Genomic DNA, 25,629 nt, shown 5'->3' with positions numbered 1-25,629 from the left:
CGGGAAAGGTGTGACGGGGCTGAGGCCGTCAGCGCGGGGTCCGCACGCGCCCCGGCAGGCGGACGGCGCGCGGGCCCGGAACGGTGGCGCGTCCGGTGCGGACCGCGGCGACGATCCGTTCGGCGACCCTCTCGGTCCGGTCCGGGGCCGCGGCCTCCACGGCGCCGGGGCGGACCAGCGTGACGCCGACGCCGGAGCCGGACAGCTCGGCGCGCAGCGGCGCGGCCACGGCCGCCGGGGCGACGGCGACGACGTGGCCGAAGCCGCGTTCGGCCATCTGCGCGCCGAACAGCCGGGCCCCGAGGACGCCCGCGCCGTCCACGACGAGGTCGGGCGTCCCGTGGTCGGCCCGCACGGCGGCGGCGAACCCCTCCATCCGCCCGGCGTCGGCCACGTCCACCGGGTAGGCGTGGGCGCGCGGGCCGAGCAGCGTGGCGAGTTCGGCGGTGCGGGCGGCGGCGTCCAGGTCCGGGTCGGCGGCGATGACGCGGGCGCCGCGCTCGGCGAACGCCAGGGCCGCCGCGCGGCCGAGGCCCGCGCCCGCGCCCGTCACGACCGCGAGCCTCCCGTCGAACTCGCCCGCCGCCCTGGGACGCGGCCCGCCCGCGACGTGCTCGGCGACCAGGCGGGCGATCAGCTCCGGGTGCGTGACCGGGGCCCAGTGCCCGGCGGGGACGCGGCGCGTCCACAGGCGGGGGGCGAACGCCTCCGCCGACCCGGCCATGGGCGGGGTGACGAACCGGTCGCGGTCCGGCACCACCAGTTGCACGGGGACGTCGGTGCGGCGGTCGCGCGGCCGCAGCAGCCGGTCGGGCATGTTGGCGCGGTAGAGGGCGACCCCGGCGGCGGCGTCCGCGCGGAGCGTCGGGCCGAAGTGGCCGCCGCCCGGCAGTCCCTCGGCACGGGCGAGCAGCCGGGCCGCCGCGCCGGTGCGCCAGCTCAGCTCGGGCAGCAGCGGGGTCTGGAAGAACCCGGCGTACCAGGAGCGCAGGCCCTGCCGCAGGAGCGCGCCGGGGTGCCGCGCGCCGCGCCGCGTCCAGTGGGCGACGTGGTCCAGGCACGGCCCGGAGATCGAGGTGAACGTGGCGAAGCGGCCGGGCGTCGTGCACACCGCCTCCCACGACTGGATCGCGCCCCAGTCGTGGCCGACCAGGTGGACGGGCGCGGACGGGCTGACGGCGTCCGCCACGGCCCGCAGGTCGGCCGCCAGGTGCTCCAGCCGGTAGGCGGCGGTGCCGGCGGGCCGGGTGGAGGCCCCGGCCCCGCGCACGTCGTAGACGACCACGCGGTGGCGGTCGGCGAGCAGGTCGGCGACGCCGTCCCAGACGGCGTGGGTGTCGGGGTAGCCGTGGACCAGCAGCACGGTGGGGTGGCCGGGCTCGCCCTTCTCGTGGACCGCGAGGTCCACCCCGTCGCCCCGGACGACCATCCCCAGCGGCCACACTCTATTGGACATGTCGTCATTAACGGCACGGCGGGTCCGGCGGTCAACCCTCGGCGAACGGAGAGTGACGAAGGTTACAGGCGGCTTTCGGTTCGGTTGGTCCTCTTTGGGGCGATCTCATTTCCCCTGCCCAACGGGTTCTTCGACGTGGAATGCTGACCGGAACGGGGGCCCGCCGCCGTCCGAGACCAAGGAGCGCACCGTGGCCGACAGGCATCTGGAGATCGAGCAGAAGTACGACGCGGCCGCCGGGTTCGCGGTCCCCGATCTGAGCGGTCTGCCGGGGGTCGCCGCCGTGGACGAGCCCCGGATCCACCAGTTGCACGCCAGCTACTTCGACACCCCCGACCTGCGGCTGGCCGCGCAGGGGATCACGTTGCGGCGGCGGCGCGGCGGCGAGGACGACGGCTGGCACCTGAAGATGCCCGTCGGGCCCGACAGCAAGAGCGAGCTGCGCGCCCCGCTGGGACGGTCCCGGACGGTCCCGGCGCGGCTGGCGTCGCTGGTCGCCGCCCACACGCGCGGCGCCCCGCTGGAGCTGGTGGCCACCCTGGAGACCGAACGGCGGGTGCTGCGGCTGCTGGACGGGGAGGGCCGCCTGCTGGCCGAGGTCGCCGACGACGCGGTGACCGGCACGAACCTGCTGGACGGCGCGGGCACCGCCGTCGCGTTCGGGGAGGGGACGGCCGAGACGACCGGCGGCGCCGGCGCCGAGCCCGACCGCTGGCGGGAGATCGAGGTCGAGCTCGGCGCCGGACCGCCCGAGCTGCTGAAGGCCGCCGGGAAGAAGCTGCGCAAGGCCGGGGCGAAGCGCGCCGAGAGCTCCTCCAAGCTGGGCCGGCTGCTGAACGACGCCATCGCGCGCCCCACGCCGAAGGAGGTCCGCGCGAGCGCGCGGGCCGGGCTGGAGGGCGAGCCCACGGCGGGCGAGGCCGTGGTCGCCTACCTGGCCGCGCAGGTGGACGCGGTGCTGGAGTACGACCCGAAGGTGCGGCTGTCCGAGTTCGACGCCGTGCACAAGATGCGGGTCGCGACGCGGCGGACGCGCAGCGCGCTGCAGACCGCCAGGTCGCTGTTCGACGCCGAGCGCGTCGCCCCGCTGAAGGCCGAGCTGAAGTGGCTGGCCGACCGGTTGGGCGAGGTCCGCGACCTTGAGGTGCTGCGGATGCGGTTCACCGAGCGCCTGGAGGACGACACCGTCCCCGCCTGGCTGGAGGACATCGCGAAGCGGGAACGCGCCGCGTACCGGCGGCTGCACGCCGCCCTCAAGGAGCCCCGCTACTTCGCCCTGCTGGACGCGCTGGACGCCCTGGTCTCCGACCCGCCGTTCGCCGGGAAGGCCGCCGGGCGCCAGGCGGTCAAGGAGTTTCCGAAGCTGGTCGAGAAGGCGTGGCGGCGGATGGAGGGGGCGCACGAGGCCATCGCGACGGCCGAGGATCCGGAGACCGCCTGGCACGAGGTCCGCAAGGCCGCCAAGCGCGTCCGCTACGTCGCCGAGCTCGCCCGGCCGGTGCTCGGCGACGACGCCAAGGCCTACGCAAAGCGCGCCAAGCGCATCCAGACCGTGCTCGGCGAGCACCAGGACGCCGTCATCGCGATGGAGCACCTGGCGGCCGCCCGGCCGCGCACGCTGGACGAGGCGTTCACGCTCGGCGTCCTGTACGGGGTCGAGCAGTGCCAGGCGCGGCACGCGCGCGGTCAGTTCGAGGCGGTCTGGGCCTCGATCGCGGACTGAATCGCGGCCCGGATCCGGTCGACGTCGCCGCGTTCGGCGGGCGGCAGCGGCGCGCCGACCGAGGCGCGGGCCGCCTCGGCGGCGGCCAGCAGGCGGGCGGCCTCCGCCGGGTCGCCCTCCAGCACCGCCACCCCGGCCAGCCCCTCCTGCGCGAACGCCGCCGCGCGCGCGTCCCCGGTGCGGCGCGCGATCTCCAGGCTCTCGGTGAACCGGGCGCGGGCGGTGGCGGCGTCGCCGCGCTGTTCGGCGACGAAGCCGAGTTCGGCCAGCGAGTGCGCGGTGCCGGGGGCGTAGCCGACCTCGCGGTTCCAGTCGAGGACGAGGGTCAGGTGGCGTTCGGCGTCGTCGAGGCGGCCCTCGCGCCGCGCGCCGAGGGCGAGGCCGACCTCGGCGAACATCTCGCCGGACCGGTTGCCCTGGGCGCGCGCCAGGTCGCGGGCGCGCTCGTGCAGGCGGCGCGCCCCGGCCAGGTCGCCGGTCAGCAGGGCGAGGCGGCCCAGCCCGGAGGCCAGGTCGCAGACCTGCGTCCACATCCCCAGCTCCTCGGCCATGCGCAGGCCGTCGTGGCGCCGGCGGGCGGCCGCGGCGTAGTCGCCGTTGATCTCGGCGAGGCGGCCGAGGAGGTTGGCGGCGCGGAGCCGTCCCCAGTGGTCGCCGAGGTCGGCGAACAGCGCCGCGCTCTCCCGGCCGTGGCGGTCGAGCGCGGCGAGGTCGCCGCGCACCAGCGCGTAGTGGGCGAGGGTGCCGAGGGCGGCGGCGGTCCCCCAGCGGTCGCCGGTGTCGCGGAACACCGCCAGGGCCCGCCGGGTCAGGTCCTCGCCCACCTCGTTGTCGCCGCCGCCGAGCAGGATCTCGCCGAACAGCCACTCCGCGCGGGCCCTGCCGACGGGGTCGGCGACGTGGTCGAACGGCTCCAGCCCCGCCCTCAGGAAGGCCGTCCGGTCGGCGTCGTGGGGTCCGCGCAGCGCGATCGCCGTCCCCCAGGCGTGCGCGCGGGCGCGCGGCACGGGGCCGGCGCCGTCCGCCGCCAGGGCGAGCCGGAACAGCCGCCCCGCCTCGCCCAGGCGCCCGCGCAGGAACCAGTACCACCCCAGCGCGTTCACCAGCCGCAGCGCCACGTCCGCGCGGCCCCGGCGGGCCGCGTCCTCGACGGCGGCGCGCAGGTTGGCGTGTTCGAGGTCCAGGACGGCCAGCCAGTGGCGCTGGTCGGGGCCGTGCAGGCGGGCGCTCTCGGCGAGGCGGGCGTAGTACTCGTTGCGGGCGTCGCGGGTCCGGTCGGCCTCGCCCGCCTCGGCCAGGCGGTCCAGGCCGTACAGGCCCACCGACTCCAGCAGCCGGTAGCGGGGGCCGACCGTCTCCTCGGTCATCACGACCATCGAGCGGTCGACCAGGTGGGCCAGCAGGTCCAGGACGTCGCCGGGCCGCACCTCGCCGCCCGCGCAGATCTCCTCGGCCGCCGCCAGCCCGCAGCCGTCGGCGTGCACGGCCAGGCGGCGCAGCACGGCGCGCTCGGCCCCGGTGAGCAGCTCCCAGCTCCAGTCGATCATCGCTCGGAGGGTGCGCTGCCGGGTCGGGGCGCCCCGGTGCCCGGTGGCCAGCACGCGGAACCGGTCGTCCAGGCGGGCGGCCAGCTCGTGGACGCCGAGGGCGCGCACGCGGGTGGCGGCCAGCTCCAGCGCCAGGGGGATGCCGTCCAGGCGACGGCAGATCGACGCGACGGCCGCGGCGTTGTCGCCGGTCAGCGCGAACCCCGGCGCGACGGCGCCGGCGCGCTCGGCGAACAGCCGGACGGCGCTGTAGCGGCGCAGCGTGTCCGGCCCGCTGTCGGCGCGCGAGCGGGGCGCGTCCAGCGGCGGCACCGCGTGGACCGTCTCGCCGGGCACGCCGAGGGGCTCCTGGCTGGTGGCGAGGACGCGCAGGCCGGGGACGGCGCGGAGGAGGCGTTCGACCAGCTCGGCGACGGCCTCGACCAGGTGCTCGCAGTTGTCGAGCAGGAGCAGCAGGCGGCGGTCGCGCAGGGCGGCGGCCAGCCGGTCGGCGGGTGAGGTCCCCGACCGCCCGTCGTCGCGGATGTCCAGGACGGCCTGCACGGCGTCGGCGACCGTCGCGGCGGCGGCGCCCCGTTCCACGGCGGCGAGCTCGACCATCCACACGCCGTCGGGATGCGCGCCGGGGTGCGCGGCCCGGCGGGCGGCCTCCACGGCCAGGCGGGTCTTGCCGACGCCGCCCGGACCGGTCAGGGTGACCAGGCGGTGGGCGCCCAGGAGCCCGCGCAGCTCGGTCAGCGCCTCGTCGCGGCCGACCAGCCCGGTGATCGCCTCGGGCAGGTTGGTGCGGGACGCCGCGGGCGCGGCGGCCAGCGCCGGGTCGTGGCGCAGGATCGAGCGGTGCAGCTCGGCGATCTCGGGGCCGGGGTCCACGCCGAGCTCCTCGCGCAGCCGGGTGCGCAGGTCGGTGAAGACGGCCAGGGCCTCGCTCTGGCGGCCCGAGCGGTACAGGGCGCGCATCCGCGCGGCGCGGAGGCGTTCCCGGAGGGGGTGGGCGGCGATCGCGTCGGCCAGCTCCTCGGCCAGCTCGGCGTGCTCGCCCAGCTCCAGGCGGGTCTCGGCGAGCTCCTCCAGCGCGGTGAGGCGCTGCTCCTCCAGCCGCCGGGCGGCGGGGCGGGCGAACCCCTCGTCGGCGAGGTCGGCCAGTGCCGGTCCCCGCCACAGCTCCAGCGCCTCCCGGAGCAGCGCCGCCCGGTCGGCCGCCGCCGCCCGCCGGGCCTCGGCGACCAGCGCCTCGAAGCGGGCGGCGTCCACGTCGGCGGCGTCCAGGCGGTAGCCGGCGGGTCCGGAGGCGATCAGGTCGCGGCCGCCGGGCTCGGCGTCCAGGACGCGGCGGAGCTGGGAGACCTTCACCTGGAGCGCGGCCAGGGGGTCGCGGGGCGGCGCCGGGCCCCACAGGTCGTCCACCAGCCGGTCGGCGGACACCGGCCGCCCGGCGTGGACGAGCAGGTCGGCCAGCAGCGCCCGGATCTTCCCGCCGGGGACCGGCACCGGCTCCCCGGCGTCCGTCCGCACCTCCAGCGGCCCCAGCACCCCGAATCTCATACCGCTGACCATAACGGGCGGCTCCGGGCCGTAAGCGCTGGTGAAAGTCGCGCGTAAGGGGCGCGTAGGCGGTCCCCGGCAGAGTCGTGGACGACAGAGGGAGGACGACCTGAGGGGAGGTCCGGTGGACACGGACATCCGAGTGGCGATCATCATCGGCAGCACCCGGCAGGGGCGGTTCGGGCCGACGGTGGCGGACTGGTTCACGCGCGTGGCGCGGCGGCACGGGGGGCTGGGGGTCGACGTCGTCGACCTGGCCGAGGCCGGGCTGCCGGAGGTGCTGGACGACACCGGCGACGCGGCCGTGCGGGCGCTCGCGTCCCGGCTGGCGGCCGCCGACGCGTTCGTCGTGGTCACGCCCGAGTACAACCGCGGCTATCCGGCTCCGCTGAAGACCGCGATCGACTGGTTCGTGGACGAGTGGAAGGCCAAGCCGGTCGCGTTCGTGTCCTACGGCGGCGTCTCCGGCGGCCTGCGCGCCGTCGAGCAGTTGCGGCAGGTCTTCACCGAGCTGCACGCCACCACGGTCCGCGACACCGTCAGCTTCCACACCTGCTGGAACCGGTTCGACGACGCCGGTGAGCCCGTCGACCGGGCCGGTACCGAGGCCGCCGCCAAGAGCCTGCTCGACCAGCTCGTCTGGTGGGGGCGCGCGCTGCGCGACGCCCGCGCCGTCCGCCCCTACACCGTCTGAGGAGAGACACCGATGACCGCTCCACGAACCGGGCCGCGGCTCGCCCTGCTGGCCTTCTCCAGCCTCATCACCTCGCTGGACTTCACGATCGTCTACGTCGCGCTGCCGGACATCGCCCGCAGCGTGGGCCTGTCCGGGCACGCCACCCAGTGGGTGATCAGCGCCTACGCGATCTTCTTCGGCGGGTTCCTGCTGCTCGGCGGCCGGTCGGCGGACCTGCTGGGACGGCGGCGCATGTTCGTGCTCGGGATGCTGCTGTTCGGCGGCGCGTCCCTGCTGGGCGGGCTGGCCACCTCCCCCGAGACGCTGGTCGCCGCGCGGGCGTTGCAGGGGATCGGCGGCGCGGTGCTGTTCCCGGCCACGCTGTCGCTGGTCAACACCTCGTTCCCGGAGGGGAGGGAACGGGTGCGGGCCGTGGCGGTGTGGGCCATGGCCGGGGCGAGCGGGCTCAGCCTGGGCGCGCTGCTCGGCGGGGTGCTGACCTCGGCGTTCGGCTGGCCGGCGGTGTTCCTGGTGAACGTCCCCCTGGTCCTGGTCGGCGCGGCGGCCGCGTTCGGGCTGCTGGCCGCCGACGGGCCGCGGGAACGCGGGCGGTTCGACCTGCCGGGCGCGCTGACCGGGACGCTGGGCGTGACGCTGCTGGTGTTCGCGGTCGCGCAGGGCCCGGAGTCGGGCTGGACGTCGCCGCCGGTGCTGGCCGCCGGGCTGCTCGCGGTCGCGCTGCTGGGGGTGTTCCTGGCGGTCGAGGCGCGCAGCGCGAGCCCGCTGATGCCGCTGCGGCTGCTGCGGCACCGCACCCTCGGCCCCGCCCTCGCCGTGATCTTCGTGTTCGGCGCGAGCATGCAGAACATCGTCTACTTCCTCACCCTCTACTTCCAGAACGTGCTGGGCTACAGCGCCCTGGTGAGCGGGCTGGGGTTCCTCGGCCTGTCCCTGGTGATCGGAGTCGCGAACGCGGTCGCCGAGCGGCTGATCGTGCGGTTCGGGCCGCGCGCCACGCTGGTCGCGGGGCTGCTGCTGGGCGCGGTGGGCGGCGCGCTGCTGGCGTTCGGGATGGTCGCCGACGGCTCCTACCTGACCGTCCTCGCCGGGATCGCGGTCTACGGCGCGGGGATGGGCACGGTGTACCCGACGATGTTCGGCGCGGCGGGCACCGGCGTCGACGGGCGCGAGCAGGGCACGGCGGGCGGCATGGCCAACACCGCCCTCCAGGTCGGCACCGGCGCGGGCCTGGCGGTCCTGGTCGGGATCTCCACCTCGGGGCCGGACGGGCTGACCGGCGAGGCGCTGCGGGTCGCGACCGCCGACGGGCTGCGCACCACCGTCTACGTCGCCGCCGCGGTCACCCTGCTGGGGCTGCTGGCCGCGTGGGTGCTGCCGGGGAGGTCGGACGCCGCCGACGGACCGGACGTGCCGGCCGGCGAGCCCGTCCCCGTCGCCTGAACCCTCCGTCCGGGCGGGTTAGTCGTGGCGCTCCAGCGAGACGACCGCTGGAGCGCCCTCGCCCGTGAGCTGGGCCGTCCAGAACCCGCCCTTGGGCAGCGCGGGATCCTCGGGGGCCTTCTCGCCCAGCTCGCGGCACAGGCCCGTCACCAGCTCGGTGACGATCTCGCCGTGGGTGCAGACGATCGTCGGCACGCGGTCGGCGGCCAGCGCGAGCAGGCGTTCCACGGCGGACCCGGTCCCGCCGACGGTGAACGCCTCGTCGGTGGTGACGGTGACGCGGGCGCGCCGCGCGTAGGGCAGCGCGGTGTCCACGCAGCGCGCCGTCGCCGAGCTCACCACGCGGGCCGGGCCGTAGCACGGCAGCAGGTCCGCCAGCGCGGTCGCCTGGGCGCGGCCCCGCTCGTCGAGGGGGCGCAGTTCGTCCGGCTCGCTCCAGGCGCGCTTCTCCCCCGCCGACACGTGCCGCAGGATGATCAGCGGCCGGGTGGCCCGCGGCCCGGCGAGCAGCTCGTGCAGCAGATCGACCTCGTGGGAGTAGCTGAGGCGTTCCGCGGCCCGCGCGGGCGTCAGCCAGGCGACCTCGTCGACCTCCTCGTTCGGGGTGAACGAGGCGGACGCCGCCGGCTCGGCCGCCCACCAGTCCACGCGCTTGGTGCGGCCGTCCCGCAGCGGATAGGTCACGGTCGGCAGGCGGCGGCCCAGCCGGGGCACGATCCCGGTCTCCTCCACGGTCTCGCGGACGGCGGCGCGCAGCACGTGCTCGCCCGGATCGACCTTCCCCTTGGCGAACGTCCAGTCGTCGTACCGGGGGCGGTGGATCACGGCGATCTCCGGGCCGTCCGCCGCGCCGGTCCCCGAGCCCCGCCACAGCAGCGTGCCCGCCGCGCTCACGACCTCAGCCATCGACCGTCCTCCACCTCCGGGTCCGCACCAGCCGGGTCTGGACGTCCAGCAGCGTCTCGCCGGGCGCGGGGACGCGGCGGGTCCAGGTGCCGTCCCCGTCCAGCCACCACGAGCAGGTGCCGTCGTCCATCGCCAGGTCCATCAGTTCGAGCAGCCCCGCGCGCTGGGTCCGGTCGGTGACGGTGACCAGCGCCTCGACGCGGCGGTCCAGGTTGCGGTGCATCAGGTCGGCGCTGCCGATCCACACCTCGGGGTCGCCGTCGTTGGCGAACGCGAAGACCCGCGAGTGCTCCAGGAACCGCCCGAGGACGCTGCGCACCCGGATCGTCTCCGACAGGCCGGGCACGCCGGGCCGCAGCGCGCAGATCCCCCGCACCCAGACGTCCACCGGGACGCCCTCCCGCGACGCCCGGTACAGCGCGTCGATGACGACCTCGTCGACCAGCGAGTTGCACTTGATGCGGATGTGGGCCTCGCGGCCCTCGCGGTGGTGGGCGGTCTCGCGTTCGATCCGCTCGACCAGGCCGGGGCGCAGGCTCTGCGGGGCGACCAGCAGCCGGTGGTAGTCGAGCTGCCGGGAGTAGCCGGTGAGGTGGTTGAACAGGGCGCTGACGTCCTCGCCGACCTTGGGGTCGCAGGTCAGCAGGCCGAGGTCCTCGTAGAGGCGGGCGGTCTTGGGGTGGTAGTTGCCGGTGCCGATGTGGCAGTAGCGGCGCAGCACCCCGTCGGAGTCCTGCCGCACGACCATCGAGAGCTTGCAGTGCGTCTTCAGGCCGACGAAGCCGTAGACGACGTGGCAGCCCGCCTTCTCCAGCTTGCGGGCCCACACGATGTTGGCGCGCTCGTCGAAGCGGGCCTTCAGCTCCACGACCACCACGACCTGCTTGCCCGCCTCGGCGGCGGTGATCAGCGCGTCCACGATCGGGGAGTCGCCGCTGGTCCGGTAGAGCGTCTGCTTGATCGCCAGCACCCGGGGGTCGGTGGCGGCGTCCTCGATGAGCCGCTGCACGGTCGTGGTGAACGAGTCGTAGGGGTGGTGGACGAGCACGTCGCGTTCCCGGATCGCCGCGAAGATGCCGGCGTCCTCAGGGATCACCGCCTTGGACGGCACGAACGGCGGGTACTTCAGCCGCGGCAGGTCCAGGTCGGCGATGGCCGCCAGGCCCGCCAGGTCCAGCGGGCCGCCGACCCGGTAGATCTGCCGCTCGTCGATCTCCAGCTCGGCGGTGAGCAGGTCCAGCACGGCCGGGGAGATCGACTCCTCGACCTCCAGCCGGACGACCGGGCCGAAGCGGCGGCGCAGCAGCTCGCGTTCCAGCGCCTGGAGCAGGCCCTCGCTGATGTCGTCGTCGATCTCCAGGTCCTGGTTGCGGGTGACGCGGAACGCGTGGTGCTCCAGCACCTCCATGCCGACGAACAGCTGCCCGAGATGGGCGGCGATCACGTCCTCCAGCGGGGTGAACCGGTTCGGGGACGCCTCGATGAAGCGGGGCAGGACCGGCGGGACCTTCACGCGGGCGAACATCGTGGCGTCGGTCTCGGGGTCGCGGACGATGACGGCGAGGTTGAGCGACAGGCCCGAGATGTAGGGGAACGGGTGCGCCGAGTCCACCACCAGCGGCGTCAGCACCGGGTAGATCCGGTCGCGGAACAGGCGGCGCAGGCTCTCCTGCTCGGTCTCGGCCAGGTCGACCCAGCGCAGCAGGTGGATGCCCTCCTTGGCCAGGGCGGGGCAGACGTCCTCGTGGAAGGCCGCGGCGTGCCGGAGCATGAGCTCGTGGGCGACGGTGGCGGTGCGTTCCAGTATCTCGTGCGGCTGCCGCCCGCTGGCGGACTGGACGGCCAGGCCGGTGGCCATCCGGCGGGTCAGCCCGGCGACCCGCACCATGAAGAACTCGTCCAGGTTGGACGCGAAGATCGACAGGAAGCGGACCCGCTCCAGCAGCGGCAGCGACGGGTCCTCGGCCAGCTCCAGGACGCGCTGGTTGAACCGCAGCCAGCTCTCTTCGCGGTCGAGGAACCGGTCGTCGGGCAGAGCCTCCGCGCTGTGGTCGAAATGTCCTGGATTGACGGTCATGGCGCAATGATCCCCAGCAAAGGTGAACGGAAGTCGAACGACGGTGTTTCCGCTGTATGTCAGACATCACGATCGTTCCCGAGGTTCCCATAGATCACTCGACGGTTGGTCGGGGTCACATCGTTATTCCGCCCGCTGGCCGGGTACCTCCGGCGGCACGACAGGGAGGCGTGAGATGACCGAACGAAATCCGGCCGATCTGGCCGGGCTCCCCACGTCGGAGCTGGTCAAGCAGCTCAGCGAGCAGAGCGCGCGGCTGGTGCGCGAGGAACTGCGGCTGGCTCAGACGGAGGTGACGGCCAAGGGCCGCCACTACGCGCAGGGCGCGAAGATGTTCGGCGGGGCCGGGGTGGCCGCGCTGTACGGGGGCGGCGCGCTGGTGGCGACCGTCACGTTGCTGCTGGCGCTGGTGCTGCCCGCCTGGGCGGCGGCGCTGATCGTGACGGTGGTGCTGTTCGCCGTGGCGGGCGTGCTGGCGCAGCGCGGCAAGAAGCAGATGGGCATGGCCGCGCCGCCGTCACCGGAACAGACGACCGAGAGCGTGCGCGCCGACGTGCGGGAGATCAAGGACAGGGGCCGACGATGACCAGGGACACCGACCCGGAAGTTCAGCAGCAGCAGGAACGCGTCGAGCAGGCCCGCGAGGAGCTGGGCGCGACGGTGGAGGCCCTGAGCGCCCGCGCCGACGTGAAGGCCCGCGCCCAGGACAAGGTGGGCGAGCTGAAGGAACGCGCCGGCGAGAAGGCCGGCGAGATCCGCCACAAGGCCGGGGAGCTGACCGGCAAGGCCCGCGAGGCCGCCCCGGACCCGGTGGTGCAGGCCACCGAGAAGGTCCGCCGCCGTCCGGGCCCGGTCGCGGGCGGGGCCGTCGCCGTGGTGGCCCTGCTGCTGGCGCGCCGCTGGATGAGGAACCGTTCCGGCGGCCGCTCCACGACCACCGCCCGCGCCGCGAAACGGGCGGGCACCGCCGGCCGCGCCGCCCGCAAGCAGGCCAGGAGCACCGCCCGGTCCGCGAAGCGGCGGGCCCGGCGCTGATCCGCCGCCCGCGCGGTCGCCCTCCGGCGGCCGCGGGGTGGCGCGCGGGGCGCGGACAGCGGGGCGGGGTGGGAAGGGCGGCCTGACCGTGAGGATCGATTCGGGGCCCCGCCCCACGCGGGTACAACCCCGATGTGACCCTCCACGAAGCCCCCCGTCTGCCTCCCCTCCCGTCCGCGTTCACCGCGTCCTGGCCCCGCTGCCCGGCCCCGGACGGCTGCGCCGGACGCGTGGTCGAGCCGTACCCGGCGTGCGTGGCGCACCTGCGGCCCCGCGAGTTCCGGCGGTTCGTCGCGGAGCTGGGGCCCGGATCCGATCTCGACCTGCGCGGCGTGGTCGTCACGCCCGCGCTGCTGGAAACGCTGCTGACCGCCGTCACCGGAGCCGAACGGCGGCCCCGCCTGGGCCGGTTGCGGTGCGAGGAGGCGCGGCTGCCCGAGGCGGTGACGTGGCGCGGGGCCCGCTTCGAGAGGGACTGCTCGTTCGACGGGGCCTACCTCGCCGCCGGGACCTCCTTCCTCGACGTGGTGTTCGGCGGGCACGTGTCGTTCCAGCGGGCGCGGTTCGGCGGGAACACCTCGTTCCACGGGGCGCTGTTCCGGCGGTACGCGACGTTCGACGAGGCGGTGTTCGGTGGCGACGCGCTGTTCGAGGAGACCCGGTGGGACGCGGACGCGTCGTTCGCGCGGGTCGTGTTCCTGGGGGCGGCGGCGTTCGACCGGGCCCGGTTCGGGCGGGATGTGATCACGACGGGGACGCGCTTCGAGGACGTGGCGTCGTTCCGGCGGGTGCGGGTGGGACGCAACGCGCGCTGCGACCGGGCCCGGTTCCGGCGCGGGCTGTGGCTGGGGCCGATGGTCGCCGGCGGGCTGATCTCGCTCGCGGACGCGCAGGCCCGCGGCGGCGTGTCCGTCCAGGCGGCGGCGCGGCGGGTCGCGTTCGACGGCGCGACCGTGCGCGGCGGCGCCGACCTGCGGCTGCGGCACGCGGAGCTGACGCTGGAGAACGCGCGGTTCGAGGGGCGGGCGTCGGTCCGGACGGCCGCCCAGCCGTTCGCCGGGCTGTCGGAGCCGCCCGACTGGCCCGCGCCCGTCCGGGTGCTGACGCTGCGGGGCGCGGCCGCCGACCGCCTCGAACTCGCCGACCTCGACCTGTCCCGATGCCGCCTCCTGGGCGGGGACCGGCCCGAAGGGCTCGTGCTGACGGGGCCGTGCACGTTCGCCACGCTCCCCGCGCAGTGGGGCGCGGCGCTGACCGAAGGCGGGCTCGCCGCCCTCTACGGCCGGATCGCCCACGCCACCGGCGACGACGCCCTGGCCCGCGAACTGCGGCACCACGCCGGGGAGACCCGCGGCACCCGGCCCGGCCGCCTGCGCCGCTGGCTGCTCCACATGTTCTGGCTCACCTGCGGCCACGCCCCGCGCACCGGCCGCACCCTGCTGTGGATCACGATCGTCGCGATCGTGGTCTGCGCCCTGACGGCGGTCCGCCACCAGCACCCGGCCGCCTCCCGCACCGACCCGCCCCCCGAACGCCGCACCGCGCCCCCGGCCTCCTACCCTTCCCATCCATGAGCGAGGTCGCCGGGCTGTTCGTGTACGGGACGCTGCGTTACCCCGAGGTGCTGCGGGCGCTGCTGGGACGCGTCCCCGACCTGTCCCCGGCCTCGGCGAAGGGATGGCGGGTGCGCGCGCTGCCCGGCGTGGTCTACCCCGGCCTGGTCCCCGACCCGGCCCGCACCGCCGAGGGCCTGCTGATGACGGGGCTGACCGACGCCGAACGCCACCTGATCGACGTCTACGAGGGCGACCTGTACGACACGGTCACGCTGACGTTGGAAGACGGGCGGCGGGCCCACGCCTACACCTGGCGGGGCGAGACGGAGGCGTTCGACTGGGACCCCCGCCACTTCGCCGCCCACGAGCTGGCCGCCTACCTGTCCGCACTGCGCTCCTGAGCGACTGTGATCCCACTCACATTTCCAGCCCCGGACAGACTCACGGCAGAATGTCAGACCCTCCGGTCATGATGTGTGCTATGAGCAGAGAGACACCTCCGACGTTGCAGTGTCCGAACTGCAACGCCCATCTCGCGCTCGTCCAGGTGCCGGCCGTTCCGACCGCGCCCGGCGGGTCGGCGAGCGCCCCGTCCACCACCCACGCCCACCACGACGTCCATCCCCCGGTCGCGCCCCCGGCCCCGCCCTCCCCACCCCCCGTGGCGGAGGTCCTGGCCGAGTACGCGGGCCGCAAGGTCAACCCGACGACGGCGATGCGCGGCGCGGCCCGCGTCCGCGCCAGCCTCAACCGAGCCCAGTCCACCCCGCAGCGCCGGGCCGCCCAGCAGGCCGCCCGCCGCGCCGCCGCGAACGCCAAGAGCAACAAGGCCCCCGCCCCCAAAGGAGCCAAGAGCGCCTGACGACGAAGCCCCCACCTGACCCACCCGACCGCACCACCGCCGCCCCGAGAAGGCCCCCGGCGGAGCCCCGCCGTTGCCTTCAGCAAACACGTCCGGGCCCCATAGACCGGCCGCATCCCAACCCGAGCACGACTCCACCTACCAACCAGCAGAGCCTTCCGGCAGCACAAAGCACTGACCCGGAGCGCCAGAAGGCGAACGCTCCACCGGCAACGGTCGGCCATCACGAAACGCGCCGCCCGCTCCGTTGCGATGTGAATGCTTCGCCAGCAGCGCCCCAACCGCCGCGAAAGACAACCAGCCCACCTCCGCGCCAAGCCGAAGACGCCACCACGATCAACGCCAAACCAGCGGAATGCTCCACTAGCGCACCAGGCTGGTCCCGACTCGCCGGACCAGCAGGCGAGATTCCCAGCCGCATCGGCATGGTCCTGGACGGCCCGCCAGCGAAAGCGGGTGTGCGGGTGCGCTCACGACCCGTGGCGTTCGGGCACATCCCGTCAGGGCACCCCGGTGTGGGACTTCCCCATGATGCCGTTCAGCACCCGCCGGTCATCGCTGCGGAGCCGTCCCCCTGCTGCCTGGGCAGCAACGGCTCCAGCACCTCCCACTGGCATCGGTCAGCTCACGGGCAGGGAACCACGGCTTCGAAGATCGCTGTCAAGCCGACCGTCGGCGTCCGCCTTGACGACAGAACCTAGGCCGACAGCCTTCTTGCAACCAGTTGTGCTGCGACGAGGGAGGTGAGCAGGGTTTCCTCTTCGGAAGGGAATCTTCCGGCGAAACTCTCACGCAGAGATTCCAGGAGACCGTGGAAGACGAGCACCCGGCGGGAATCACAGATCTCCTCGGTTCGTGATCGCTCCAGACCCCACGCCGACAACGCGGCCCCGGGATCTCCGTCGAGCGCGGCCTGCGCGCCTTCGGCCAAGTCCGAGCCCGTTCTGTGCAGGAAACGGGTCAGCGCCTCGTCCTCTCGACACTGCGCCGTGTCGAGCATGGACACCAGGCGAAGATAATCTTCCGACTGAAGGAAGCCCACCCGGCGATGGGCGATCATTTGTGATGCGTCGAAGACCCGGGCGCCGGGCTCGAAGGTCGCCGAGGCGCGCGTGGCCGCGAGAAGGTCGCCGAGGAAGAGCCGGGCGAGCGTCTGCGCCGGTCCGCCGAGTCGTCCCAGCAGCAGTGCCGCCCGCGTCGACGCTGGTGGGTGGCTCGCTCCTCGCCGCAGGAACAACGCCTGTTCGGTGACGTTCACCACCAGCATTCCCACCAGCGCCCCCAGCGCCGTGGCGGCCTCGACATGGGCGGCCGGCGCTCCGGCGTCACGCTCGGCGGCGCGCTGCGTCGCTCTCAGGGCGAACATGTCGGCGTCCAGTTCCCGTTGCTGGTCGGGCGAGCATGTCGGCAGTTCGTCCTGCGGAGAGAAGGCGTGGGCCACGCTGCCGTGGCCGAGCACGTGGTGGGCGATCTCGTGGCCGATCACGAAACGCATCGACTGCAGGAGCAGGAACGCTTCGACGGCCTCGGATTCCGGGCGCAGCAACAGTCCCAACTTCGCGGGCACCCCGAAGACCCGCTGGTTGACGTTGTAATAGCGCAACAGGCCGGTGAGCATGTCCACATCACCCCCGAAGGCCCCACCTCGCATGGAACGGGCGATGCGCCATATACCCCGCGGCCCACCAGAGCTGATCTCCTTGAACAGGTCGGCGGAGTAACCGGTGTAAACGTTGGCCAAGGACATGATCGAGTCAGAGATCTTCGCCAGCGCCGAACCGTCGGGGAACGACTGCACCATGGCGGACACCGTTTCCTGCAGTGTCGACGTCACACAGACGGACTCCAGACGATCTCGATCCGCGCCCAGATCGACCATGGCGGCCTTCACGTTCTCGGTCACGTGTTGGTAGATTCCGCTCACCGGGTCGGCATAACGGTCCGACCACTCATCCTGCTCCCATGCGAGCATCCCCGCGTCCATCCGAGCGAGGGCGTCGTGATGGCCACGCTCTCGGAGCTGGTCGCGCAGCCGTTCGAGCTGCAGGACGCGATCAGGTTCCAGTAGGCGGCGCCTTTGCTCCGCCTGGCTCTCCTCCGGCTTCACGCCCCGGGCGCGTTCGCGCAGAAGGTCCCGAGACCGATGCGGGCGATCAATACCGCGACGAGAGGCGCGACGACGGGATCCTCTCCCATCTTGTCGAGCAGTTCGTAGATCGCCGCCGCGTCGATCACCCGGTCCGATCCGGTGGTGCCGAGAAGATTCTGGATCCCGGGGTGATTGCAGATCTTGCGCTGCAGTTCGCGTTGCTTGTTGTCGAACCAGGTACGCCCGAAGCGACGATGGGCGGCCCGGTCCTCGGGCGAGAGGCCGGGCCCTTCACCGAGCAGGGCCGTGCCGAGCAACTCGAAAAGCTCGTCGTCACTTTTGTCCAGGTAAGTTTCGAAAGTCATGCTCGGTCACTTTCGTGAGCGGTCGGCATGGAGAGGTCACACTATCGAAGCCCTGGAAGACATGTACGAATATCGAGAGAATCGGCAAGTTCACGCCATGAGCCCTGGAGCGTCGCCCGGATCTGTTGATCCTTATTCAGAAGGCATGAAACGACGCGCCGCCCGAGTGATCTTTTCTTGAACCCTGTCGTCAAAGCGGATGCGGCTGGTCTGCTCTGTGGTGATCCCTGGGCGAGTGATCCGTCGTCATGAGTCGAACGATGCTGAGCGAGCACTGCTGGAACCGCTGCTGCCGCAGCAGCGGTACGGATCGTGGCGCGCCTTGCACACCGATTTCGGTGCTGGACTGCTGATCGCACCTCCACCCGCATACTGCGGACCTAGGTGAAGACGACCTGGCCTTTACCGTGGGCCTCGGTCAGTCCGCCGAGAGCGCAGCGTCTGATACCGCTGGTCGGGGTGGCGGTGCCCTGGACGGCGTGGCCGGTCAGCGGGCCGGAGACTGCGGTGCCGGTGAGCAGGATGCCGCCGGGGTCGTAGCCGACGACCTGGCCGGGGGTGGGGTGCACCGTGGTGCCCAGAGCACGGCCCTTGGCGTCGTACCAGGTGATGGCCCCCTCGCCATGGATGTCGCGCGCCTTGGCGCAGGAGGCGAGGGCGGTCGCGAGTCCGGACATCCGGCCGTGGCCGATGGCGCGGTATCGCCCGTCGGGAGAGGAGCGGCCGCCCAACCACGCCGCGCCGCTGGCGGTGACCTGACGGGGGTCAGGCCCACCGGAGGGGAAAACGTCACCGAGCGGCCGGGCTCCGTCGTCACCTCGCAGGTCAGGGCGGCGGCACCGGCAGCCGGTGCCGGATGTGCTCGGCGCGACGCGTCCGCTCCGTCATGGAAGGCGATCGCTGCACCGGCTGTGGGCCACGAAACGTAGTCGGTCCGCTCCGTCGCCTTCCTTAGGTCGCGGCCACCGTCGGGGCGGCAGGACGTGTCGGCTCGGCGGGCTTGTGGTCCGAGGAGCGGTCAGCCCGCGACGCGTGGGGGCGGGTCGCGGGCTGAGTCGTTCTGGGGTCGCGCGAGGTCAGGACAGGGGCTTGTCGGTCCAGGTCGTGGTGAACGTCGACGAGCCCAGCAGGCTGTTCGGCGGGAGCTCCGCGTTGACCCCGGCGGGCTCCAGGACGATCGTCTCGGAGGCCAGGGCCGCGCCCCGGGCCGGGTCGATGACCAGGCGCCGCTGGAGGACGCCGTTGGGGGTGCGTTCGATCGCCGCGACCGCCACTCCGGGGCGGCCCTCCGCGTCGCGCACCTTGCCGATCGAGCGCACGCCCGGCAGGTCCGCCAGCAACCGGAACGCCGCCGCGCGCGTCTTCGTGGTCACCGGCAGGTCCGTGACCAGCAGGCCACCCACCTCGAACAGCCAGCGGTCCCTCGGCATCGGCGAGTTCGACTCGGTGCCGTGCCCCTTGTACCAGCGCAGCAGCTCCTTCCTCAGGGTCGCGGGCGTGGTGGGCAGGCTCCGCACCTGCTTCATGGTGACGTTGCGGCCGATCCAGTAGACCTTGTCGCCGTCCACCAGCGGCGACGCCTGGACGTGCGCCTTGCCCGGGGCGGCCTCGTAGACCGCGGACTTGAGCCGCTTGAGCTTGGGCGAGATCGGGACGGACACCTTGACGCGGGTGGGCGAGCCCGCCTTCTGCCACGCCGCCCGGTCAGCGGCGCTCGCCGGGCGGAAGCCCAGGTTCTGGGTCCGCGACCACTGCTTCCCCTTCGGGCGCGCGGGCGTCCACGAGTCCGTGGCCTGCGTCACCTCGATCGTGTAGCGCCGGCCCCCCTCGGTCACCGGGAAGTGGTTCCGGTGGATGGTCCTGCTGTGCCAGTACGCGCCGGTGCCCTCGGGCGTCGCGGCGGTGCGGTCGGCCGCCGCGAGCAGCACGGTCCGGGCGTCCAGCGCGACCGGGGCCGGGCTCCGCGGCGCGGCGGGGTCGTCCGGGACGACCACGGTCGCCACCAGCGCGGCCGCCGCCGTCGCCCCGGCCAGGCCGAGGACCCACACCGGGCGGACGCGGCGGGCGCGTTCCCGGTGCGCGTCGCGCGTCCCCGCCATCGCCCGCGCCAGCTCCGCCGTCCGCGTCGCCTCGTCCACCCGGATCTCCGGGTCCAGCTCGACCGGGCGCGCCTCGGTCAGAACGCGCAGCACATCGCGGCTCATGTCATCTCCCTACCGACGATCTCCACCTGTGAACGGACGACCCCGGCGGGGCCGGGACGGGGCGCGGGGGACCGCGCGGCCGAACCCTCCACCGCCTTGGTGAGGCGGCGGCGGGCGCGGTGCAGGCGGACCCGCAGGGCCGCCGGGCGGCAGCCGAGGACGCGGGCCGCCTCGCGGGGGCTCAGGCCCTGCCAGGCGGTCAGGATCAGGACCTCGCGGTCGCCGTCCGGCAGCTCCGCCATCGCCCGCAGGACCGCCATCCGCTCGGTGACGTCCTCGGCGACGTCCCCGCCCGGCGGCGGGGTCCAGTGGGCCAGTTCGGCCGTGAACGCCGCGCGCCGCGCCTCCGCGCGGTGGCCGTCGCGCAGGACGTTGCGGGCCACGCCCAGCAGCCAGGGCAGCGGCGGTTCGGGGATGTCGCCGAACCGCCGCCAGGCGATGGCGAAGGTCTCGCTCACCACCTCGTCGGCGATCTGTCCGCCGGCACGGGCGCAGGCGTAGGCCCACACCCGTTGCCGGCAGGAGTCGTAGATCGCGGTGAAGCGCCGTTCGGCGTCGTTCATCGGGGAACCACCGCCGCTCCTCACGTCGTCCGGTGTCGTCTGTCACCGGGTAGTGGCGCGGGCGGGGCTATTGTTACCGACGTTCCGAAAAGCGTTCGCCGTCCCGCGCCGACCCGTTGACGGCCGGTCACCACCGGTAAGGCTTGCGGTGCCCTAGCATTTGTTCTATGACAACAGTCCTCCAACGGTGCGCGGACAGTCGATGACCCTGACCCACGAACCCGTAGGGCTGCCGGAAAGCACCGATTACCTGCGGCTGCTGCTGGTGGAGGACGATCCGGGGGACGCGTTCCTGTTCCAGGAACTGCTGCGGGAGACCGAACCCGACGTCAAGGTCTCCGTCGCCCGCACCCTCGCCGACGCGCGCGCCGCGCTGACCCCCGATGTACAGTGCGTGATCGTCGACCTGTCGCTGCCGGACGCCGACGGGCTGGACGCGCTGCGCGAGGTGCTGGCCGCCGCGCCGCACACCGCCGCGCTGGTGCTGACCGGGCTCGACGACGCCCACGCCGGTGTCGCCGCCGTCGCCGCCGGGGCCCAGGACTACCTGGTCAAGCAGAACGTGGACGGCGCGCTGCTGTCCCGCGCGATCCGGTACGCGATCGAACGCCACCGCGCCGACCGTTCGGAGAAGCAGCTCGTCGAGGCCCGCGCGGTGGAGCGGGAGAACGCCCGGCTGGAACGCGGCCTGCTCCCGGTCCCGATCTTCACCGACGCCGGTGAGCTGGGTCATCTGACCCGCTACCGGCCCGGTCGCGACGGGACGCTGCTGGGCGGCGACTTCTACGACACGGTGCAGACCGGGGACGGTGTCGTCCACGCGGTGGTCGGCGACGTCAGCGGGCACGGCGCGGACGAGGCGTCGCTGGGCGTGCGGCTGCGCATGGCGTGGCGCACGCTCGTGCTCGCCGGGCACACCGGCGAGGATCTGCTGCGCACCCTGGACACGGTGCTGACGTACGAGCGGTGGAGTGAGGAGATCTTCACCACGCTGTGCATGGTCGCGCTCGACCCGGACCTGCGCCGGGCCCGGGTCTGGCGGGCCGGGCACCCGCGTCCGCTGCTGTTCACCCCGAGCGGCGTGGAGCCGCTGCCCGACGAGCCGTGCGGTCCGGCGCTGGGCGTGCTGCCCGGCATGGAGTGGCCCGCCGCGGAGGTCGAACTCGGCGACGACTGGGCGTTGATGGTCTACACCGACGGGCTGGTCGAGGGTCTGGTGGGTGACGGTTCCGCGCGTTTGGACCTGTCCGGTCTGGTGAGGCTGGCACGAGCGGCGCACGCGCGCGGGCAGCGCGCCGCGCCGCTGGTCGACGGGTTGATCGAGGAGGCGGAGCGGTTGAACGGCGCACCACTGTCGGACGATCTGGCCGTGCTGCTGCTGAGCCGGGGTGAGGGACGATGACCTTGCAGGACGAGAGGACCGACGCCGACGTGGAGCTCCTCCGGGAGGATCCCACCGGGCCGCCCGTGTTCCTGCCGCCGAGCGCGCTGCCGCCCCCGACCGGTATGGCGCGGCTGCGGCTCACCCAGCTCTACCGGGTCGGTTCGGTGGTCCTCGGCCTGCTGCTACTGGTCTCGATCGGCCAGGCGGTGCTGGCGCTGCACCAGAACGGCGAGGCCCGCGCCATGCTGGTGGACCGGGTGGACCCTGCGATGGTCGCGCAGTTCGAGCTGTCCGACGCGCTCGGCCGCCAGGACGACGCGATCCGCGCCTACGCCGCCGACGGCGAACGGGCCCGGCTCGTCGAGTACCGGCAGGCCGTCGCCGAGGAGGCGAACACCACCCGCCGCATCCGCGAGCTGCTGTCCGACGTCCCCGGGAAGGGCCCGGTCCTGGCGGGGCTGGACCGTCTCGCCTCCGACACCGCCGCCTGGCGCGGCGCGTTCGCCGAGCCGATCGCCCGGGGCCCCGGCGGCGGCGGGCTGTCCCCGGACTCCGAGCGGTCCGGCACCACCGCGTTCACCCGGGTCCGCTCCGGCAACGCCGTCCAGCAGCAGGCCCTGTCCACGCTGCACAAGAAGGTCGCCGACGACCTCGACCGGCGTGCCAGGATCGCCTACTGGTCGGTCGCCGCCGCGCTGATCATGGTGGTCCTCGCGGCGCTCGCGCTGGCGCTGCTGATCCGCCGCACCGTGCTGACCCCGGTCTCGTCGCTGTCGGAACGGGTCCGCGCCGTCGCGCACGGCGACTTCGCCCACCCGATGGACGTGCCCGGTCCCGCCGAGATCGCCGAGCTCGCCGCGATCATCGACGCGATGCGGCACCGCATCCTGGACGAGTGGCGGGTCAGCTCCGAGGCCCGGCAGATGCTCAACGAGCAGACCGCCGAGCTGCGCCGCTCCAACAAGGAGCTGGAGCAGTTCGCCTACGTCGCCAGCCACGACCTCCAGGAGCCGCTGCGCAAGGTCGCCTCGTTCTGCCAGATGCTGGAGCGCCGCTACGGCGACCAGCTGGACGACCGGGGCCGCCAGTACGTCGAGTTCGCGGTGGACGGCGCCAAGCGCATGCAGGCGCTGATCAACGACCTGCTGAGCTTCTCCCGCGTCGGCCGGCTGTCGCGCACCGAGGACGCCGTGGACCTGAACGCGGTGGTCGGGCAGACCCTGGACGACCTGTCCACGCTGCGCGAGGAGACCGGCGCGCGGGTCACGGTCGCCGACCTGCCGACGGTGGCGGGCGACCGCACCCAGCTCGGCCAGCTTTTCCTGAACCTGGTCGGCAACGCGATCAAGTTCCGGCGTCCCGACGTCCCGCCCGAGGTCGGGATCAGCGCGCGGCGGGACGGCGACCACTGGGAGTTCGCCTGTGCCGACAACGGCATCGGCATCGAACCGCGCTACGCCGACCGGATCTTCCTGATCTTCCAGCGGCTGCACCCGCGCGACGAGTACACCGGGACCGGCATCGGGCTGGCGCTGTGCAAGAAGATCGTGGAGTTCCACGGCGGCCGGATCTGGTTGGAGACCGAGGACCGGGACGGCGACGCGCCCGGCACTACGATCCGATGGACCCTCCCCGCCCGGCCCGAACCCGAGCCGGAGCCGGAGGGCGAGACGGAGGAGAAGAGCGAGGATGACGCAGGTTGACGTGCGCCCCATCGAGGTGCTGCTGGTCGAGGACGACCCGGGAGACGTGCTGCTGACGACCGAGGCGTTCGAGCACAACAAGGTGCGCAACAGCCTGCACGTGGTCAACGACGGCGAGCAGGCGATGGCGTTCCTGCGCCGCGAGGACCCCTACGGCGGCGCCCCGCGCCCCGACCTGATCCTGCTGGACCTCAACCTGCCCCGCAAGGACGGCCGGGAGGTCCTGGAGGAGATCAAGGACGACCCGGACCTGCGGCACATCCCGGTGGTGGTCCTGACGACGTCGGAGGCCGACGAGGACATACTGCGCAGCTACCACCTGCACGCCAACGCCTATGTGACCAAGCCGGTGGACTTCGACCAGTTCATCCAGGTGGTCCGGCAGATCGACGACTTCTTCGTCACGGTGGTGAGGCTGCCCCGCAACCGCTAGCTCGTGTGAAGACCCGGCCCACGGCGCGCGGCATCGCCGCGCGACCTGACCCGCGGACCCTTGCCTCCGGCTTCGGGCCCGCGGGAGGTCCTAGGCCTGGGGGTTCTTTCCGGTCCAGTCCAGGAAGACCACCACCGCGTCGTCCTGCGGCTCCGCGGCGCCGTGGTAGGACAGGTAGTGGCGGATGAACGTGCGCACCGCCTCCGGCGGGTCCTGGAGGCGGGTGTCGCGCAGCGCCTGGGCCAGCGCGGCCTCCCCGTAGTTCTCCCCGGCCGACGACCGGGCGGTGTGCACGCCGTCGCTGACGATCGCGAGGCGGTCGCCGGGCTCCAGGGCGAAGTACTCCGCCGTGTAGTCGGCGTCGCCGAACATGCCGAGGGGGAGTTGGGACTCGAACCGGACGGCCTCGGTGGTGTTGCCGCGCATCCGGTAGACGCGGGGCGAGCCCGCGTCGATCACCCGGACGCGGCCGGTGTCGAGCTCGACCTCCAGCAGCAGGGTGGCCACGTGCCGGTCGCCGCGGTGGCGGGCGTAGAGGGTCTGGTCGGCGAGCGCGGCCTGCTCGGAGATGTCGGCGCCGGAGCGGCGGGCGTTGCGCAGCGCGCTGACGGCCAGGTGGGTGAGGGCGGCGGCCTCCACGCCGGTGCCCATGCCGTCGCTGACCGTCAGCGTCAGGTACCGCTCGGAGATCGCCCAGTCGAAGTTGTCGCCCCACACCGCGTAGGCGGGCTCCAGCTGCCCGGCCAGGTGGAACTCGTCGGTGGCGCAGGCGGTGCCCGGCAGCAGGTCCCACTGGATCTCGGCGGCCAGCGTGAGGCGGCTGCGGCGGCGGATGCTCCGGTACCGGTCGGTGTGCAGGTCGGCGATCCGCAGCGCGCGGGCCAGCACGGTCGCGACGGCGGTGAGGCGTTCGGTCGTCGTCCGGTCGGCGGGCTCGGGCAGCCGCACGCTCAGCACGCCCAGCCGGTCGCCGTGCACGACCAGCGGGAGGTGCACGGTGTGGCCGGTGGAGTCCTGGACGACCTGCCGGGCGGCGAACGCGTGCCCCGGCGCGGTGTTGTCCAGCCGCACCGGAACGCGGCCGCGCCCCACGGCGGGGACCAGGTACGCCTGCCGGTAGTCCACGAGCAGGATCTCGACGTCCGCGGCCGCGGTGTCGGCCTGGATCAGCCGCGCGGCGGCCTCCAGCAGTTCGTGCGGCTGGGCGTCCCACAGGGCATGCTCAATGTCCTTCAGTGGATCGGCGTGCATGGCTCCCTCGTCTGCGCGTGGACCGTCCGGACGTGGGGGGGCCGCCCCGGAGGACGATCCCGTCTCGTCGGCCGGGTTGGTGAGGTGAGATGCCGCGGCGGGCGCGGTGTGTAACAGTGGAGGGCATGGTCGCCAAGCACGCTCTGGACACGGCAGAGGCCGCGGCCGTGCTCGACGAGGTCGCCGGTGGTCTGATGAGTGTGTGGGCCCGTGCCCACAACGCCCCGGACGTGCCGGTGCCGGCCACCCAGTTGCGGGCGCTGCTGGTACTGGAGCGCGGGCCGGTCAACATCTCCACGCTGGCCACCGAGCTGGGCGCGCTGGCCTCCTCGGCGAGCCGGTTGTGCGACCGGTTGGAGGCCTCGGGCCTGCTGCTGCGCGACCCCGGTCAGGACGACCGGCGCGAGGTCACCGTCCGGCTGACCGCCGAGGGCCGGGCCCTGATGGACCGGCTGCGGGGCCGCCGCCGCGAGGAGCTGGAGCGCGTCCTGTCCGGGATGGCGCCCGCGGCGCGGCAGGCGCTGCTGTGGGGGCTGTCGGAGTTCCACCAGGCTCTGGGGCCGGGCCCGGCGGGCCGCGCCCTGGAGCACGACGCGCTGGAGCACGTCGCGAGGGAGCACGACCAGGACAGGGAACGGCCGGACGACCCGTTCCCACTGCCCGCCTGAGACCACCGCCCCGCCCTTCGAAGCACGCCTTCGGCCGCCGGGCGGCCCGCTTCGCCTGCCCGTTGGCCGTCCCATGCCAGATGTTTGTCGGATGACAAATTTAGCGCCCCGGCGGGCCGGTCGCA

General features: G+C 73.8%; 22 protein-coding genes. 12 read left to right on the top strand and 10 right to left on the bottom strand.

The genetic code is table 11. The annotated features are described in order from the left end of the window. Positions 1-28: 28 nt before the first annotated feature. Positions 29-1,456: an alpha/beta fold hydrolase gene (locus tag AKI01S_RS11180; protein WP_083999354.1), complete on the bottom strand. Its 1,428-nt coding sequence runs from the start codon at positions 1,454-1,456 to the stop codon at positions 29-31. A 190-nt stretch (positions 1,457-1,646) separates the two neighbouring features. On the opposite strand from AKI01S_RS11180, the gene AKI01S_RS11175 reads away from it, so the two are divergent. Then, entirely contained in the window at positions 1,647-3,179 is a 1,533-nt protein-coding gene (locus AKI01S_RS11175) for a CYTH and CHAD domain-containing protein (protein ID WP_067814701.1), read from the top strand. On the opposite strand, the gene AKI01S_RS54220 is transcribed toward AKI01S_RS11175, so the two are convergent. Further along, positions 3,143-6,271, bottom strand: a complete 3,129-nt coding sequence (locus AKI01S_RS54220) for an AfsR/SARP family transcriptional regulator (protein ID WP_067814699.1) — start codon at positions 6,269-6,271, stop codon at positions 3,143-3,145. The genes AKI01S_RS11175 and AKI01S_RS54220 overlap by 37 nt on opposite strands. Before the next feature lie 124 nt (positions 6,272-6,395). On the opposite strand from AKI01S_RS54220, the gene AKI01S_RS11165 reads away from it, so the two are divergent. Beyond that, on the top strand, positions 6,396-6,965 hold the full coding sequence (locus AKI01S_RS11165; RefSeq protein WP_067814697.1) for an NADPH-dependent FMN reductase: 570 nt from the start codon (positions 6,396-6,398) through the stop codon (positions 6,963-6,965). A 12-nt stretch (positions 6,966-6,977) separates the two neighbouring features. Further along, positions 6,978-8,408: an MFS transporter gene (locus AKI01S_RS11160; RefSeq protein WP_067814694.1), complete on the top strand. Its 1,431-nt coding sequence runs from the start codon at positions 6,978-6,980 to the stop codon at positions 8,406-8,408. A gap of 18 nt (positions 8,409-8,426) precedes the next feature. On the opposite strand, the gene AKI01S_RS11155 is transcribed toward AKI01S_RS11160, so the two are convergent. Then, on the bottom strand, positions 8,427-9,314 hold the full coding sequence (locus AKI01S_RS11155; protein WP_067814693.1) for an NUDIX hydrolase: 888 nt from the start codon (positions 9,312-9,314) through the stop codon (positions 8,427-8,429). Then, complete coding sequence (locus AKI01S_RS11150; protein WP_067814691.1) at positions 9,307-11,391, bottom strand: RNA degradosome polyphosphate kinase; 2,085 nt, start codon at positions 11,389-11,391, stop codon at positions 9,307-9,309. The genes AKI01S_RS11155 and AKI01S_RS11150 overlap by 8 nt, the downstream gene beginning before the upstream one ends. Before the next feature lie 175 nt (positions 11,392-11,566). On the opposite strand from AKI01S_RS11150, the gene AKI01S_RS11145 reads away from it, so the two are divergent. From AKI01S_RS11145 to AKI01S_RS53340, 5 genes are all read left to right on the top strand, one after another. Then, positions 11,567-11,977 (top strand): phage holin family protein, encoded by a 411-nt coding sequence (locus AKI01S_RS11145; protein WP_067814689.1) that lies wholly within the window; start codon positions 11,567-11,569, stop codon positions 11,975-11,977. After that, a complete protein-coding gene (locus AKI01S_RS11140; protein ID WP_067814687.1) occupies positions 11,974-12,426 on the top strand; it encodes a DUF3618 domain-containing protein in 453 nt (150 codons plus the stop codon). Before AKI01S_RS11145 ends, AKI01S_RS11140 begins: the two co-directional genes overlap by 4 nt. Positions 12,427-12,560: 134 nt before the next feature. Next, positions 12,561-14,000, top strand: a complete 1,440-nt coding sequence (locus AKI01S_RS11135) for a pentapeptide repeat-containing protein (protein ID WP_067814685.1) — start codon at positions 12,561-12,563, stop codon at positions 13,998-14,000. Beyond that, positions 13,997-14,383 carry a gamma-glutamylcyclotransferase family protein gene (locus AKI01S_RS11130; protein ID WP_067814683.1) on the top strand — a complete coding sequence of 129 codons (387 nt, stop codon included), beginning with the start codon at positions 13,997-13,999 and terminating at the stop codon, positions 14,381-14,383. The genes AKI01S_RS11135 and AKI01S_RS11130 overlap by 4 nt, the downstream gene beginning before the upstream one ends. An 80-nt stretch (positions 14,384-14,463) precedes the next feature. After that, a complete protein-coding gene (locus AKI01S_RS53340; protein WP_245681572.1) occupies positions 14,464-14,844 on the top strand; it encodes a hypothetical protein in 381 nt (126 codons plus the stop codon). Positions 14,845-15,541: 697 nt separating this feature from the next. Here AKI01S_RS53340 and AKI01S_RS11120 read toward each other — a convergent pair. The 5 genes from AKI01S_RS11120 to AKI01S_RS11100 all read right to left on the bottom strand — a co-directional run bounded on the left by AKI01S_RS11120 (position 15,542) and on the right by AKI01S_RS11100 (position 20,065). Next, positions 15,542-16,951: a phage exclusion protein Lit family protein gene (locus AKI01S_RS11120; protein ID WP_067814681.1), complete on the bottom strand. Its 1,410-nt coding sequence runs from the start codon at positions 16,949-16,951 to the stop codon at positions 15,542-15,544. Further along, positions 16,948-17,298 (bottom strand): hypothetical protein, encoded by a 351-nt coding sequence (locus tag AKI01S_RS11115; RefSeq protein WP_067814679.1) that lies wholly within the window; start codon positions 17,296-17,298, stop codon positions 16,948-16,950. The genes AKI01S_RS11120 and AKI01S_RS11115 overlap by 4 nt, the downstream gene beginning before the upstream one ends. Positions 17,299-17,678: 380 nt before the next feature. After that, positions 17,679-17,975, bottom strand: coding sequence for a hypothetical protein (locus AKI01S_RS11110; RefSeq protein WP_067814677.1), 297 nt, complete (start codon positions 17,973-17,975; stop codon positions 17,679-17,681). A 399-nt stretch (positions 17,976-18,374) separates the two neighbouring features. Beyond that, positions 18,375-19,502, bottom strand: a complete 1,128-nt coding sequence (locus AKI01S_RS11105; RefSeq protein WP_157419772.1) for a CU044_5270 family protein — start codon at positions 19,500-19,502, stop codon at positions 18,375-18,377. Then, positions 19,499-20,065, bottom strand: a complete 567-nt coding sequence (locus AKI01S_RS11100) for an RNA polymerase sigma factor (RefSeq protein ID WP_067814674.1) — start codon at positions 20,063-20,065, stop codon at positions 19,499-19,501. The genes AKI01S_RS11105 and AKI01S_RS11100 overlap by 4 nt, the downstream gene beginning before the upstream one ends. 202 nt (positions 20,066-20,267) lie before the next feature. Between AKI01S_RS11100 and AKI01S_RS11095 the strand changes: the two genes are divergently transcribed. Genes AKI01S_RS11095 through AKI01S_RS11085 form a run of 3 tightly spaced genes read left to right on the top strand, consistent with a single transcriptional unit; the run spans position 20,268 to position 23,585 of the window. Beyond that, on the top strand, positions 20,268-21,467 hold the full coding sequence (locus AKI01S_RS11095; RefSeq protein ID WP_067814672.1) for a PP2C family protein-serine/threonine phosphatase: 1,200 nt from the start codon (positions 20,268-20,270) through the stop codon (positions 21,465-21,467). Then, the gene (locus AKI01S_RS11090; RefSeq protein ID WP_083999350.1) at positions 21,464-23,152 is read left to right on the top strand and encodes a sensor histidine kinase; all 1,689 of its coding nucleotides are present in this window, start codon (positions 21,464-21,466) and stop codon (positions 23,150-23,152) included. The genes AKI01S_RS11095 and AKI01S_RS11090 overlap by 4 nt, the downstream gene beginning before the upstream one ends. Continuing rightward, on the top strand, positions 23,139-23,585 hold the full coding sequence (locus tag AKI01S_RS11085; protein ID WP_067814669.1) for a response regulator: 447 nt from the start codon (positions 23,139-23,141) through the stop codon (positions 23,583-23,585). The genes AKI01S_RS11090 and AKI01S_RS11085 overlap by 14 nt, the downstream gene beginning before the upstream one ends. A 90-nt stretch (positions 23,586-23,675) precedes the next feature. Here the strand turns inward: AKI01S_RS11085 and AKI01S_RS11080 are convergent, their stop codons facing one another. After that, a complete protein-coding gene (locus tag AKI01S_RS11080; RefSeq protein ID WP_067814668.1) occupies positions 23,676-24,836 on the bottom strand; it encodes a PP2C family protein-serine/threonine phosphatase in 1,161 nt (386 codons plus the stop codon). 125 nt (positions 24,837-24,961) lie between these two features. Here AKI01S_RS11080 and AKI01S_RS11075 point away from each other — a divergent pair, with 125 nt between their 5' ends. After that, positions 24,962-25,504, top strand: coding sequence for a MarR family winged helix-turn-helix transcriptional regulator (locus AKI01S_RS11075; protein WP_083999348.1), 543 nt, complete (start codon positions 24,962-24,964; stop codon positions 25,502-25,504). Positions 25,505-25,629 lie beyond the last annotated feature (125 nt).

Origin of the sequence: Actinomadura kijaniata NBRC 14229 (assembly GCF_001552175.1) — a bacterium.
GTDB classification, from domain to species: domain Bacteria; phylum Actinomycetota; class Actinomycetes; order Streptosporangiales; family Streptosporangiaceae; genus Spirillospora; species Spirillospora kijaniata.
Note: the sequence above shows the minus strand (reverse complement) of the source record. Positions and strands in the feature narration are given on the sequence as shown.